13 protein-coding genes and 1 pseudogene are annotated in these 14,133 nt (G+C 30.3%); 4 read left to right on the top strand and 10 right to left on the bottom strand.

All coding sequences use genetic code 11. The annotated features are described in order from the left end of the window. Nucleotides 1-6 precede the first annotated feature (6 nt). Nucleotides 7-804, top strand: a complete 798-nt coding sequence (locus ACE193_RS22335) for a hypothetical protein (protein ID WP_375560405.1) — start codon at nucleotides 7-9, stop codon at nucleotides 802-804. 23 nt (nucleotides 805-827) lie between these two features. After that, the gene (locus tag ACE193_RS22330) at nucleotides 828-2,072 is read left to right on the top strand and encodes an FAD-dependent oxidoreductase (RefSeq protein ID WP_375560404.1); all 1,245 of its coding nucleotides are present in this window, start codon (nucleotides 828-830) and stop codon (nucleotides 2,070-2,072) included. A gap of 79 nt (nucleotides 2,073-2,151) precedes the next feature. Here ACE193_RS22330 and ACE193_RS22325 read toward each other — a convergent pair whose 3' ends face one another. Continuing rightward, the gene (locus ACE193_RS22325) at nucleotides 2,152-2,616 is read right to left on the bottom strand and encodes a hypothetical protein (protein ID WP_375560403.1); all 465 of its coding nucleotides are present in this window, start codon (nucleotides 2,614-2,616) and stop codon (nucleotides 2,152-2,154) included. A gap of 472 nt (nucleotides 2,617-3,088) precedes the next feature. On the opposite strand from ACE193_RS22325, the gene ACE193_RS22320 reads away from it, so the two are divergent. Continuing rightward, entirely contained in the window at nucleotides 3,089-5,335 is a 2,247-nt protein-coding gene (locus tag ACE193_RS22320) for a DUF5916 domain-containing protein (RefSeq protein ID WP_375560402.1), read from the top strand. Nucleotides 5,336-5,399: 64 nt separating this feature from the next. Continuing rightward, nucleotides 5,400-6,134, top strand: a complete 735-nt coding sequence (locus ACE193_RS22315; RefSeq protein ID WP_375560401.1) for a diphthine--ammonia ligase — start codon at nucleotides 5,400-5,402, stop codon at nucleotides 6,132-6,134. A gap of 80 nt (nucleotides 6,135-6,214) precedes the next feature. Here ACE193_RS22315 and ACE193_RS22310 read toward each other — a convergent pair whose 3' ends face one another. The 9 genes and pseudogenes from ACE193_RS22310 to ACE193_RS22270 all read right to left on the bottom strand — a co-directional run bounded on the left by ACE193_RS22310 (nucleotide 6,215) and on the right by ACE193_RS22270 (nucleotide 14,120). Continuing rightward, on the bottom strand, nucleotides 6,215-8,629 hold the full coding sequence (locus ACE193_RS22310; RefSeq protein WP_375560400.1) for a DUF2339 domain-containing protein: 2,415 nt from the start codon (nucleotides 8,627-8,629) through the stop codon (nucleotides 6,215-6,217). A 226-nt stretch (nucleotides 8,630-8,855) separates the two neighbouring features. After that, entirely contained in the window at nucleotides 8,856-9,317 is a 462-nt protein-coding gene (locus ACE193_RS22305; RefSeq protein WP_375560399.1) for a hypothetical protein, read from the bottom strand. 42 nt (nucleotides 9,318-9,359) lie between these two features. After that, a complete protein-coding gene (locus ACE193_RS22300) occupies nucleotides 9,360-10,481 on the bottom strand; it encodes a transposase (RefSeq protein ID WP_375559008.1) in 1,122 nt (373 codons plus the stop codon). 41 nt (nucleotides 10,482-10,522) lie between these two features. Then, nucleotides 10,523-10,795, bottom strand: coding sequence for a hypothetical protein (locus ACE193_RS22295; RefSeq protein WP_375560398.1), 273 nt, complete (start codon nucleotides 10,793-10,795; stop codon nucleotides 10,523-10,525). Beyond that, entirely contained in the window at nucleotides 10,779-11,510 is a 732-nt protein-coding gene (locus tag ACE193_RS22290) for a hypothetical protein (RefSeq protein ID WP_375560397.1), read from the bottom strand. The genes ACE193_RS22295 and ACE193_RS22290 overlap by 17 nt, the downstream gene beginning before the upstream one ends. 34 nt (nucleotides 11,511-11,544) lie before the next feature. Beyond that, nucleotides 11,545-12,111, bottom strand: a pseudogene (locus tag ACE193_RS22285) (IS630 family transposase); the annotation flags it as partial. 31 nt (nucleotides 12,112-12,142) lie between these two features. Further along, nucleotides 12,143-12,586: a helix-turn-helix domain-containing protein gene (locus tag ACE193_RS22280; RefSeq protein WP_375558679.1), complete on the bottom strand. Its 444-nt coding sequence runs from the start codon at nucleotides 12,584-12,586 to the stop codon at nucleotides 12,143-12,145. A 43-nt stretch (nucleotides 12,587-12,629) separates the two neighbouring features. Continuing rightward, complete coding sequence (locus ACE193_RS22275) at nucleotides 12,630-13,445, bottom strand: hypothetical protein (RefSeq protein WP_375560396.1); 816 nt, start codon at nucleotides 13,443-13,445, stop codon at nucleotides 12,630-12,632. Between the two features lie 252 nt (nucleotides 13,446-13,697). Then, entirely contained in the window at nucleotides 13,698-14,120 is a 423-nt protein-coding gene (locus ACE193_RS22270) for a hypothetical protein (RefSeq protein WP_375560395.1), read from the bottom strand. Nucleotides 14,121-14,133 lie beyond the last annotated feature (13 nt).

Here is a 14,133-nt window from a genome sequence, read left to right as displayed (position 1 = left end):
AAAAAAATGACCACTCACACCCTACAAAAAGAAAAACATCAAGATTTCCTAAAACAAGAACGAATTGACCCAATTACTGGAGATATTCTACAAGAAGGAGATGATATTGTAATTTGTGCAAGTTGTAAGTCTGCTTTTTTGGTAGATTCTTGGTTATACATGGATGGGAAACATTGCAATCAAATACATACTTTAAGAGAAATCCCAAAACAAGAAGCCGTAAAAATCGATAGAGAATCAAGAAATGAAAGATTAGACAAGCTCACTTTTTATAAATTTAATTTAGTAAAACCATCCGAAGTTACGGGAGTTTATGTGGGCATTTTTGCTTTGCTTGGAGGGGTTTTCGAACTGTTGAGCTATTTTTCTACTATTATTGATATTAGTTTTGGGGGATGGATTGCGTTAGGAATAGTAGGTTTTGGAATAGGAAAAAAAATCACAAAGAATAAATCTTTACATCTTGATTCTGGACATTTTGTTTTAAATCACGGACTTAATAATCAAACTTCCATTTCTACACAAGAAATTCAAAATATTGACTATAAAAAAGCAGGGTTGTTTTCTAAAATTGTCAACTCACCTATTTTCAACAAAGAAGAAGATTTTTATAATTTAATTATAACCACAACCAATCAGAAAAAACATAAATTTTTCATTGCAGAAAGAGAACTAAACCGTATTCTCAAAGAAACTAATATTTTCACTAAATATAATGCTCTTGGAAATAATCAAATTCCCTTTCAAAACACAACTCATATTTACCCTCCAAACGATAGATTAGATTTGGGTTCGCCTTCCTAAATAATACAATTTTACAAAACAAAATGATAAAAATTCAAGTAAAGGAAACATCACAAACAGAAAAAAATACAGAAAACAAAAAGCCGATGTCTACACAAGTTGCCATTATCGGAGGTGGTTTGGCTGGGTTAGCGTGTAGCATTCAGTTAGCTAAAAAAGGGCTAAAAGTCATTTTGATAGAAAAAAATACCTATCCATTTCATAAAGTTTGTGGAGAATATATTTCGAATGAAGCCCTAGAGTATGTAAAATCTTTGGGTGTAAATCCTTTTGATTTTGGCGCAGTTGCTTTAGACAAATTTTGGCTTTCATCGCCTTCTGGAAACAAACTAGAATTAGATTTGCCTTTGGGTGGTTTCGGAATTAGCCGTTATACGCTAGATTATGAGCTATCCAAAATTGCAAAAAAAGAAGGCGTACAGATTTGGGAAGGAACTTTTGTGAAAGACGTGAATAAGGAAATGGGAAATGGAAATTGGGAATTAGGGAATGAAAAATTAGAAAATACAAAGGAGAATAACAGAAATGAGAATAAATTCTTGATTGAAACTTCAAATGGAATTATTGAAAGTCAGATTGTGATTGGTTCTTATGGAAAGCGAAGCAACTTAGATAATAAACTACAAAGAGATTTTTCAAGCAAAAACTTTCCGTATATCGGTGTAAAATACCACTTAAAAACAGATTTGATGCCTAATAATGTAATTGCTTTACACAATTTTTGGCGTGGCTACTGTGGAATTTCTAGGATTGAAGATGACAAATTTTGTTTTTGTTACCTTTCTCATAAAGACAATATTACAGATTTTAAGAAAGTAGAAAATATAGAAAAACAGCTTTTTACAGAAAATCCATTTTTAAGTAAAATATTGAAAGAAGCTGAGTTTTTGTATGATAAGCCAGAAATAATCAATCAAGTTTCTTTTTCTCCAAAAAAATTAATTGAAGACGATATTTTGATGTGTGGCGATTCGGCAGGAATGATAACGCCTTTGTGTGGAAATGGAATGGCAATGGCTCTTCATAGCTCAAAAATTTTGAGTGATTTACTAATCAATTACTTTGATAATCAAATAAATTTCAACACTCTAAAAACAGAATATCAAAAACGTTGGAATAGTCAGTTTCAGTTGAGATTAAAGGCTGGACGAACAGTTCAACGTTTTTTTGGAGGAAGAAAATCTAGTGAGTTTTTGATAAATACGTTTAAATATGTTCCCTCTGTGGCTCGTAAGGTAGTTAGTCTGACACATGGAAAGTCTTTTTGAAATAGGAACAAATAAAAAATGGATTCAAGTAATTTTACTCAAATCCATTTTTTTAGAAAGTGCTTTTAGCTAGAATATTTTATTTACCATCGCCATTTGTATCAATATTCTTAAAAAAGTTATCTACATCAGTAGCAATTTGGTCAGCCGTTTTGTTTACATCAGCTTTAAATTCAGACCATTCTGATTCCGTTTTGTTTTCAGCATTTTCCATTTTTGCTTTCAACTCTGCGTAATTGTTCGCAAGTTCTTCACGTTCTTGTTTTAGTTCAGTAGAAACTTCATTGCCTTGTGCTTCAATTTTGGCATCTAGTTCTGCCAAACGAGCATCCCATTTTTCCATTTTTTCGTTCATTGTATTTTTCCACTCCATACGCTCTTGCTTAAATTCAGCACTAGCTTCAGTGATTTCGTTGTTCATTTCAGTCATTTCTTCATTTACTTCTGCTTGGGCTTCTTTTCTTTCAGAAGGTGAGCAAGATGAAAAAAGAGTTGTTGAAGATAATAAAAGAGCGAATAAAAATACAGAAATTTTAGTATTCATAATAAAAAAAATAGTTGTTAAAAAAATAATTCCTTTTCAAATTAAAAGGAAAATAAATAAATTAGATGAGCTTTCTATAAAATATACTAACTCAATCTATTAATATAAACCATTTCAAAAAATGTTTAAAATTTAGTTTATATTCATTGCAAATTTAGCAAAAATAGTAAACAAATCATAAAAAATACAGGATTATATAAATAAAAATGATATAACTTTGTGATGATTTGTAGCGTAATAATTGCTTTTTTAGGATTAAACCTGCCAAATTTTACTTGGTAGGATAATTTCAATGTATAGAACATTACCAATTCAAAATAGTTTGAAAAAATAAAAATCTATTTTTTTTAGATTTATTAAATTCTCTTAAAGAAACATCATTTTTAAGTTTATTAACAAGTAAAAAAAGTATAAGCCAGTATTTTTGTTTAATTTAATTCAAAAACACACTTTACTATTTTAATCTCTTCTGATGAAACATTTTTACCTCTTTTTTCTTCTCACTTTTTGTCTTGCTTTTTCTACTTTTGCCCAAACCACTCCTAATAAAACAGAAACAATCTTAAAAGAAGAAATTACTTCAAAAAATGATTCGCTTTCTATCTCTCCTTATCAACTTTCAGTCAAAAAAACAGCAGCTATTCGTATAGATGGTGCGCTTGATGAAGAGATTTGGCAAATTTCAGAAATAGCAACTAATTTTGTTCAAAACTTCCCTACTGATACTTTACTGGCTCTTTCACAGACCGAAGTACGAGTAGCTTATGATGAAAATTACTTGTATGTAGCTGCTATTTGTAAAGGAAATCCAAAGCAAAAATATATTATTTCTTCGATGCGAAGAGATTATGACTGGGTACAAAATGATAATTTTTCTGTCAATCTTGACCCTTTCGGAGATGGTCTGAACGGAGTTTATTTTACAGTTTCGCCTGTTGGAGCGCAATTAGAAGGGCTTATTTTTGAAGGAGATAGAGATGCTACCAACTGGGACAACAAATGGTATAGTGCCGTTTCTGATTTGCCAGATGGCTCTTGGACATGTGAAATTGCCATTCCGTTCAAGACACTTCGTTATCCAAAAGACAAATCTAAATGGAAAGTAAATTTTGCTCGTAATGATGCGTATAGAAATGAAATTTCGGCTTGGATTCCTGTTCCCATTCAGTTTACTACGCTTTCTTTGGCTTTTACTGGCGAACTTATCTTTGATGAAAGTATAAAAAAAGCAGGTTCTAATATTTCTATAATTCCTTATTTGGCAGGTTCAACATCAAAAGATAATATCAATGACACTCCTTACAAAACAAAAGGAAATTTTGGAGGTGATGCAAAAATAGCAGTTACACCTTCTTTAAATTTAGATTTGACTGTAAACCCTGATTTTTCGCAGGTGGAAGTCGACCAACAGGTAACAAATTTGAGCCGTTTTGAAATATTTTTTCCAGAACGAAGACAGTTTTTCTTAGAAAACAGTGATTTGTTTGCCAATTTTGGTTTTAGTAGAATGCGTCCTTTTTTCTCTCGTCGTGTCGGAATTGGTTATGATACAACAACTAATCAAAATATTCAGAATCCTATTTTGTATGGTGCTAGATTGAGTGGAAAAGTAAATAAAAATTGGCGTGTAGGTTTATTGAATATTCAAACAGGACAAGATAAAGAAAAAGGAATTATTGGCAATAATTATACGGTTGCAGCTTTTCAAAGGCAGGTTTTTTCTCGTTCGAATATCGCAGGGATTTTTGTCAATCGTCAAGAAACAGGTAATGAAACTTCTGATAAACCTTATACAAGAATGGCAGGAATTGATTATAATCTACAATCTAAGGACAGTAAATGGAGAGGAAAAGTATTTTATCATCACGCTTTTTTACCAAACGAAACAAAAGGAACTTTTGCCCACGCTGCATTTTTTGCTTACAATACACGTAAATTTTATGCTGCTTGGAATCATGAATTAGTAGGTAAAAATTATGATATTAATGATATTGGTTATGTCCTTCGAAAAGGTCTTTGGCGTTTTGAGGATTGGGCTGGTTATAATATTTATCCAAAAAAAGGAAAAATACAACGTCATAATTTTCATGCTTATTTCAATACTTATTTAGATTTGAATTGGAAGATGACTGATAGAAATATTTCTTTAGAATACAATGCAGATCTTTTTAATACAAGTAGTTTTGGAGCAGGATTTTTTACTGATTATACCTATTTATTTTTTGCTTTTGACCCCACCAATTCGGGAGGAAAACAATTTGAAGAAGGTACAGAGTTTACAAATACAGGAGGATATGTATATTTTAATTCTGATTCTCGTAAGCGTTTCAATTTTTCTACATCAGCATCTCATCGTACTTATTTTACAGGAACTCGCTTTAATGTGGATGGAACAATTCGCTATCGTTTTCAACCTTATGGACAGTTTGCAGTTAGTTTTGACCACAATATAATTGATTTACCAGAGCCTTATAATGATGCTAATTTTTGGATTATTAGCCCTCGTTTGGATATTTCATTTACTCGCAGTCTTTTCTTGACAACTTTTTTACAATACAATACGCAAGCCGATAATGTAAATTTGAATGCTCGTTTTCAATGGCGTTTCAAGCCTGTTTCCGACTTTTTCTTAGTGTATTCAGAAAATTATTTACCCGAAAATTTTGGCTCAAAAAATCGTGCTATTGTAGCAAAAATTTCTTATTGGTTTAATCTTTAAAAAATTCATAAATTTAATATCAGAAAATAAAAAACCTTCTCCTATCTTTTAAAAAACAAAAATCATGTCTGAAAACAAAAAAACACTACCCAAAGCTGCTTTCTTTTGGAGTGGAGGAAAAGATTCTGCGTATTGTCTTCAAAAAGTTTTGCAAGAAAAAAACTATGAAATATCCTACCTTATTACTACACTTAGTCTGCCTTACAAAAGAATTACGATGCATGGCATAAAAGAAGAATTATTAGAAAAACAAGCTCAGTTTATCGGAATTCCATTAATTAAATTCTTTCTCTCAGAAGGAACAAATAAAGAATATGAAGAAAAAATGAATACTATCCTTCAAAATTTAAAAAATGAAGGAATAGAAACTGTTATTTTTGGAGATATTTTTTTAGAAGATTTGAGAGAATACCGAGAAAATCAACTCAAAGAAACAGGAATGAAAGCTATTTTTCCTCTTTGGAAAATGGACACAAATTTTTTAGTAAATGATTTTATAAATCAAGGTTTTGAATCAGTTACTTGTTGTGTGAGTGATGCTTTTTTAAATGAATCTTTTGTAGGACAAAAAATTGATAAGCCTTTTTTACAAAAACTTCCCAAACAGGTGGATGCTTGTGGTGAAAATGGAGAGTTTCATTCTTTTTGTACTACTGCTCCTTATTTTTCTGAGAAAATAGAAATCAAAGTAGGAGAAAAATTATACAAACCTCTTTCTATCCAAGCAAATTCAGATTGTGATTTGCCAAGCGAAAATGAAGTAAAAGGTTTTTGGTTTGTAGAATTAGAACTCAACTAAAAACTCATTTACCCAAAAGTAAAAAGTTGTTCAAAATAAGTGTAATTTTGAACAACTTTTTTTTGTAAAAAACAACCTTTCTACCCCTCAATCTTATCCTTATATTTATTATACAAAAATGAAATTATGACTAGCAGTGTTCCTAAAGAAACAAAAACAATCGTCTTAGAAATCGTTGATAAAGCTGCAATATCATAGAAAAAGAGTTTGGCAAACGTAATTCCGAACCATACCAAACCACCAATACGCAAATATTTTTTCTTCTTCCAAATTCCTAAAACAACCACAAAAAGCGAATAAGCTCCCCACAAAATGCTCAAACCAAGTTTGTAGGCATCTGCATTACTGGTTAGGCTAAGAATATGAATAAGTTCGGCACTTAGCAGCCACATAACAGAAACATGAAGAATGAAATCAAAGAAAGGACTAAAATCAAATTTCAAAAACTCTTGTTTTGCGAGTTTGAAAAGTGTAAACAAAAGCCCTACTACAAATGAATACGAAATATAACGAATCAATAAATTAAAAATTCCGACTTCATAATATTTACCTAGTTTTTGTGAGATATAACTTTCTCTAAGTTCGCTCAATTCATACAAACCTCCACTCATAAAAATAAATAGAACAAGAGCAGAAGCCAAATAATAGAGAATAACAGGAATTTGAGTTTCTACTTTTTTGATGCAATAAAAACCTAATCCAATAAAGAAAAGTAATGTATAATTGAGTAGCCAAATAGCTTGATAACGAGGTAAATCAGAATCATAGAAAGTACTTGAATAGTTTTCTTCTATTATTACCTCAAGCCTAGAAAGTTCATAAAGTTGATTAAAATAAACTGATATTTCGACTACCAAAGGCAAATAAAGAGCAAAAAGTAAGATTGTAGTAATTACAACAGTTATAAAACCTAAAAATCCACTCGCTTTTTCTTGTAAAGCAGAAACATATTTATCACTCTTATTCAGAAAATTAATAAAGAAAAACGAAGCTGCAAAAATAACGGAAGTCAAGAAAATTACATTAAAAATAGGCAGAACTTCATTTACAACTGTTTTATTCGTTTCATAATCATAAACTCCTGTTGAAGCATCAATAGCCAAAGTCCAATCTTGAAGCAGACTAAAAGAAGCCAAAACCATCAAAGGAAATGAAAGAGATTCATAAACACCTACTTTTTTAGTTCTTCCAATCCAAAATAAAAGAGCAGCCTGCAATGACCAAATCAAAGTTACCCAATTTCCATCTAGTTGAACAGGAACAGCAATCGTAATGAAAACCAAAACTAATCCAGAAGCCAAATAAAATAAATTTCTGTCAGCGAGTTTGTTTTTATATAAAACTACACTTACTCCAAAATGAATAATTGCCTGTCCGAGTGTAAATAATCCTACTAAATTTTCTGTTTGAACGTTTGTAGCAAGTGTTGCATAACCAACTCCATAATAAATAAAAGAATTGAGAAGCATCAAAATCACATCTCCAACATTGAAAATTTCTTTTTTTCTGATTTTGTAAGCCAAAAATGAAATATAAAAAATAAGGAAAAAGAGAGTAGAAAAAATCAACGTCAAACTAAAATGCTCTTCTTGTGTATATTTTGCACCATACCAAGCCAAAACAACAAGCCAAGTGAGCGAAAAAGCATTTATATAGAGAGGTTTCCAGTATTTTTTTATAGAAATAACTAAAATCCCTAAGTTGATAATTGCCATATAAATAAACAAAATCATCACTTTTCCAGAGCCATCACTAAGTAAAAACGGAACAGCATACGCTCCCACAAGTCCGATATGAGCAATAATTTGTCTGTCATAATTGAGGGAAGCCACCACCGTAAAAACCGTAAAAGTGACCATCAACCCAAAGGTAAATTCTTTTGGAAACATGGGCAGGGCATAAAAATCATACGCCATAAAGGTTACAAAATAAAAAATTGCCATTGCACCACTCAAAAGACCAGCACTAAATTTTTCATATTTTGCCTTCAAATAAATAGCAAAACCTAAAAGACCAACACCCACAAAATAACCTAAAATGATTCTTGTAAGAGGACTAATCATTTCGTTGTCGATGGCATATTTTACTCCAATCCCAACACCCAAAACAATAATCAAAACACCGACTATATAAATTACATTTTCGCCAATGAATTTTTCAATGCTTGATTTTTGATGAATTTTTGTTTTCTGAGGTTGGATTTGCTGCTCAAAAACAGGAGTTTTTCTGCGAATAGGTTCTCTTTTTTCTTCTTTTTTCTCATTTTCAGATTCAGCAGGAAAATCAGATGGAATATCTCTAAAAATGGGTTTTTGTCTTATTATTGGTTCGTCTTCTTTTGATTCTTTCGGTTTTTCTTTTTCAAAAGAAGTTTCATTTTGTAATCCTTCTATTTCTATGCGTAACTTATATATTTCTCGCTCAAAAATAGTTTGTTTTTTTTCTACAAAGTCTAGTTTTCGTAAGAGTTCTTTTATTTGTCGCTTTTTGTCCATAAGTAAAGTAAGTAGTTTGGTAATTCCTTATTTTAGAAAAATACGCATTTTATTTGAATAAATTAAAACTATTTATTGAATTGATTACGATTTTTTATGATTAAAAGATAAATGAATTTTCATAAAAACTGACTTTCATATTTTATATAAAAAACAAAAAAATCTTATTTCTGTAATTATTCACATAAATAAGATTTTTTAAACTGACCTTTTAAAATTTGACTAATCACTTATCAAGCTCTAGTTCTTCATAATCAAAAGGATTGATTTTACCATTTTTAGAGGGCATAACTTTGTACATTTTTGTAATGGTATCTTTTTCTATATATGTTTCTATTTGAATACCAATTAGTTTTTTTGAAGAACCTGTTATCCACAAAGCTTTACCTTGAAGTTCTGCAGCATTATAAATTCCTATACCTATGGTTGTATCACTAGCGTTTACTATTTTCATAGTTGTAAAAGGTGTGCTATAAGAACCAACTTTCTCATAGTGTTTATATAGGTAATAAAAGGACGTTTTATAACGGTCAAGGAGATTTACTTGCTCTATTATTTTGTTGTTTCCCTTATACACTTCTAGTTCTTTTAAAATTCTTTCTGTATCATCTATTGCTTCTATTGAATAATAATATTTACTTAAAAATGGTAAGATACGCTTATTTTCTATTTTTTCTTCTGCAAACATAGAGTTTAGTAGGAACTCTTACAGTACTGGACATGTGTTAATTTAGGTTGTATTTTGAGTTTTAGATTTTTGCACTAATTGGGTTATTATTTTTAATATTTTGTCTATAGAAGTAGCATAAAATACTACTTTTCCATATCCGATTCTAAAAACAGACTCGTAAAAGGATTCATTGTCTTTTTTTACTCTTTGTTTTGTTTTTACTCCTTCTAAGATACAGAGTAAAAAAGATGCAATTACTAATGCCATTAGAACACGAATTTTTCTTGGGTTTACCATTCCTAACTCCTCTAAATGAAATCCATTTGTTTTCAAATGTCTAAATAAACACTCTATTTTCCATCTGAGATAATAGATAGCACTAATTTTCTCCTTTGTTAAACGATATTTGTTGGTTAATAAAATGACAAACTTTTCACTTTCTTTTGCTGCTTGAGCATTATAAGAAATCACTATTTTTAGTTTTTTTGCAAAGTCAGTTTCAAATTCTTGGCTTACTAGTTTGCCTGATTTAGCTTTTTTAAGTAAGCTGTGGTATTTTTTAACTTCTAATTGATAATCTCCCTTACAAAGACGAATAATGTAAGTATATCCTTGTTCTTCTAAATACCTAAACCAAACTCTACCTTTATACTCTCTATCAGCTAAAATTGTAAATCTTTTTAAAAAAGGATATAACAATAAAGCCGATGCTAATAAACTTTTACGATGAGCAACAGTAGAACTACCTTTTCGTTCTAAATTGATCCAAAAAATAGGAATAGCCATTTTTCTATAAATAACACTTAAGACCAAAACATGATAGGTATATTCCCCTAATTGCCAAACACTACCATCCATAGCTAGATAGAAAATTTCTTTTTTTATGTCTTTTCTATTCAAAAAAGAGCCTATACTAAAAACTAGAATCAGCTTCCATAGTGTTTTTTGAACATAGACATCCAAAAAATAACGAGTAAGCCGTTTATAATGAGAATCAATTTGAACAGTAGGAGAATTTAAAAAAATACCTACTTGATTTTTTAATTTGTTTAGATTAACAGTTTCTTTTATCAGAATACAGCTAATAAGCAACAAAGTAGCGTGAACATAATGGATAGGAATATCTGAAAATTCCTTTGTATATTTGTTCAGCAGGACGGAATAGAGTTTTTTGGTTTTCACACTTCTAAATTAACTCTTTCTGTCCTTTTTTTGTCAAAAATTTAACTCATGTCCAGTACTATAAGGAACTCTCCCTTCTTTACAGTGTCTTGAACTATTCTATCTCTAGGATTATTTCCATCACTATTTATTTGAAATTCCATACTATTGAATTTATTATCATAAATCTTTTTATGAACTCTCAAGACAGTTTCTTGCGTTTCTTTTAGTGCTTGATGTTGCTTTTCTGTATTTTGAGTAAAATAAGAAACAACCAATACGATAAAAGATAGCCATAGAAAAAGGGATATGTATATTTTATTCTCTTTCTTCATAATCAAAAGGATTGATTTTATCATTTTTGGAAGGGATAACTTTATAACGTTTTCTTACAGTATCTTCTTTTGTATGAGTTTCTACATCAATAAGAGCTACATCTCCAAAAGAATTTAAAGCCCACATTACTTTATTTTCTGGAGGTATAATATAATCATCATAACTCCCTACAAACTCAAATCCTAAAGTTGTATCACTCGCATTTACTATGTTAGTTTTCGCAAAACGTATCCTGAAATCTCCAATCTTTTCATAATGTTTGTATAGGTAGCCAAAAGAAGTTTGATAACGGTCAAGAAAATTTACTTGCTCTATTATTTCGTTATTTCCTTTGTATTCTTTTAGCTCTTTCAAAATTTTCTCTGTATCATCTACTTCTTTCATTACTTCCATTGAATAATATTCTTTGTATAAAAATGGTAAAATACGTTGATTTTCTATTTTAGCTTCTGCAAACATAGAGTTTAGTAGAATTTCTCCTTCTTGTACCGTATTTTGAACTACTCTATATCTAGGATTATTTCCCATACTATGTATTAGTAATTCTGTAGTATTGAATTTATCGTTATACATTTTTTTGTGAACTCTCAAGACAGTTTCTTGCGTTTCTTTTAGTGCTTGATGTTGCTTTTCTGTATTTTGAGTAAAATAAGAAACAACCAATACGATAAAAGATAGCCATAGAAAAATAGATATGTATATTTTATTCTTCATGATAATTTTTGTAGGTGTAAGTAGTTAGACATAATTATCGTAACAATTTTCCTTTATATATAGTAAAATCAATTTTATACTTTTTACTATTGTATTTTTTTAGAATATTTTTTACAGCTTGATGTAAGTCTTCTTTACTCGTGAAATCTTGAGGTCTTAACCACTCTATTTTGATTTTTCTCCATAGTGTTTCTATGGGATTCAAATGTGGACTGTAAGAAGGTAAGTAGAAAATAAGTACTCCTTTCTCTTCCCATTCCTCTATTTTCTCTTCTATTTCTTTAGAAATATGCCAAGGTCCATTATCTAACACTAGAACAGTCGTTTTTTCAATTGTTTCTACAAACTGATCTATACAATCAATGATAACTTTAGAATTAATGTTTTGGGTGCTTACAAAACTGCTTAGTTCTCCACGCAAGTTAAGCAATCCAAATACATTTAAATTACCTCCCTTACTACTTTTAATGCCTACTTGTTCTCCTATTCTACACCAACCATAAGGAACATTGGGTTCTAAATTGAAGGAAGACTCATCACAAAAACGCAAATCTATACAGCCTGCTAAAAATAAAAGAATGAGAAATTCTAAACTACGTTTTTTTTCTTCATATACAACAGGGTCAGGTTTCTTAACAGTTACTTTTCTGAAGCGTTTCCAACACCATTTTTTTTTTAAGCAACCTTTTTAAAGTCTTGACTGACATAGATTTACCCAATTCCTCTTCCAATTGAGAAACAACTACTTTCAAACTTTGAGGACTGGCTTCAACTAGAGATTCTACTTTATTCATTTCTTCTTCATTATCTATACGAAGAATAGGGCGACGACCTTGTCCTTTACTCGTCTCTAATCCTGCTATGCCCTCTTTTTCATACCGATTAAACCAACGAATAACTAATTGGCGAGTAACTTGATAAAAATCCATTATCTCACTAACCTTTTTTCCTTGATGGCTTAAAAGAATGTAATGACAACGAGTACGGAAAGTTGATGATTTACCTTCTTTCCAACCTTGCTCTAAGGAAGATACTTCCTCTATACTCAAACTAATAAAACGTTTTTTTCCTCTCATAAAACAAAGATAAAAAAAATATTTAATAATTTTGTCTAACTACTTACATGGTATCTGACGAACATTTTATTCTAATATCCATATCAATCTTTTTACCTCTCAAAGAAGGTGGAATAATCAAATACCCCTTATCATCGAAACGAGTTTCTAAGCCTTTTGGAGATTCTATTTTTGTATGTTCTGTATCAAATGGATAGACAGTATAAACAACTACTCTTCTGCCTTTTTGGTTAGTGATGTATGGAACAATAACTGGGTTACTCAATTTTTCTTTTAATTCATTTAGAAAATATATGTTGGCTAACAGTTTCATATCATCGCTGTACATTTCGGCAAGTTGCATTTCAAACCTAGCCAAATGATACTTGGTTTGCATACTATCATAAGAAAAGTAGTTGAGATTGATTTCTTTGTCTGATAAGCCCTTTTCAAATACAAAATTTTCGTATTTTTTAGCCAAAGCTGTATCTAACTCACTTGCCTTTTTGATGTAACTATCAAATACAAAACGAATAGGGATTTCTTTTAAGTTAGAAAAATCATTTTGTACAAGATTTTCATTTACTAATTCTCGTAAATATTTTATCAACTCCGAATTAATGGGAGGAATTTTGTCTTGATTCAAACAATATTCATAACTAGACTGATATTTCAAGTCTCTCATTGACCTATCCGTATTTTCTAAGTACGTATTTCCTAAACTTTTAATTTTATTTGTAGCAGAATCCCAAACTTTTTTCTCTTTGTTTGTGTATTTTTCTTTCAAAAAATTATCGTATCCTATCCAACAAAAAGTTATTAACAGACAAAAAGCAGGTAGAATAGGATTTAAAAGATATATTTTTACAATACGCTTCATTATTTACTGTATTTTGAATCAAAATCTATGTGTAATGGATTTTACTAAAAGAAGAAACAAGACCATAAAAAAAATAGTATTCAAAATAGTACTTCAATAGTCGTTTTGGTGTTCTTACCAACTTCTGTTCGGATGCATAACAAATTATCGCATTACAAAAATATAAACAGGGTTAAAACCCTGTTTATGCGACAATTTGTTATGCACCCCCTTCTGTTCCTATACAGTAATATTTCCATTTAATTTATCTAACTAAACAGGAGATGCATGTCTTACTCTTCTAGGCGCAGTATTTAAAAATGAAATGACTTCATCCAAACTCCCAAAGTGTTTTGCTCCATTAGAAATAATCATTTTAGTAACTGCATGCATAGATTTTATCTGAACAGCGTCAAATTCTTTATCTCCGTCTTTTGAAAGGAAACAAAAAAGTGTTTTCTTGGGTCTTTTATTCGAATCATCTACCACTTCAGCAATCGAATAGACTCCTTTCATCATGGGAGTAAGTACATAAAGGCAATACTCACAATGCTCTCTTTCGTAGAGTTCTTTTTTATAGGCTTCATCATTCCATTCTTCGACAACAGGATCAAAATAATCTATATTCAAACGGGGCATTACATAATTCCTCCATTTTGAACCATTTACTGTTCCTCCTAAAAATACTTTTGGCATTTTTTTATATATT

The sequence above is a fragment of the Bernardetia aquimarina genome (assembly GCF_042180575.1).
Lineage (GTDB): Bacteria > Bacteroidota > Bacteroidia > Cytophagales > Bernardetiaceae > Bernardetia.
Note: the sequence above shows the minus strand (reverse complement) of the source record. Positions and strands in the feature narration are given on the sequence as shown.

Excerpts from the sequence above, each read along its gene's own strand:
- ACE193_RS22295 (WP_375560398.1), bottom strand. The coding sequence starts at position 10,795 with ATGAAGAAAGAGAATAAAATATACATATCCCTTTTTCTATGGCTATCT.
- ACE193_RS22325 (WP_375560403.1), bottom strand. The coding sequence starts at position 2,616 with ATGAATACTAAAATTTCTGTATTTTTATTCGCTCTTTTATTATCTTCA.
- ACE193_RS22330 (WP_375560404.1), top strand. The coding sequence starts at position 828 with ATGATAAAAATTCAAGTAAAGGAAACATCACAAACAGAAAAAAATACA.
- ACE193_RS22335 (WP_375560405.1), top strand. The coding sequence starts at position 7 with ATGACCACTCACACCCTACAAAAAGAAAAACATCAAGATTTCCTAAAA.
- ACE193_RS22315 (WP_375560401.1), top strand. The coding sequence starts at position 5,400 with ATGTCTGAAAACAAAAAAACACTACCCAAAGCTGCTTTCTTTTGGAGT.
- ACE193_RS22280 (WP_375558679.1), bottom strand. The coding sequence starts at position 12,586 with ATGAGAGGAAAAAAACGTTTTATTAGTTTGAGTATAGAGGAAGTATCT.
- ACE193_RS22290 (WP_375560397.1), bottom strand. The coding sequence starts at position 11,510 with ATGAAGAATAAAATATACATATCTATTTTTCTATGGCTATCTTTTATC.
- ACE193_RS22310 (WP_375560400.1), bottom strand. The coding sequence starts at position 8,629 with ATGGACAAAAAGCGACAAATAAAAGAACTCTTACGAAAACTAGACTTT.
- ACE193_RS22270 (WP_375560395.1), bottom strand. The coding sequence starts at position 14,120 with ATGCCAAAAGTATTTTTAGGAGGAACAGTAAATGGTTCAAAATGGAGG.
- ACE193_RS22305 (WP_375560399.1), bottom strand. The coding sequence starts at position 9,317 with ATGTTTGCAGAAGAAAAAATAGAAAATAAGCGTATCTTACCATTTTTA.
- ACE193_RS22320 (WP_375560402.1), top strand. The coding sequence starts at position 3,089 with ATGAAACATTTTTACCTCTTTTTTCTTCTCACTTTTTGTCTTGCTTTT.
- ACE193_RS22275 (WP_375560396.1), bottom strand. The coding sequence starts at position 13,445 with ATGAAGCGTATTGTAAAAATATATCTTTTAAATCCTATTCTACCTGCT.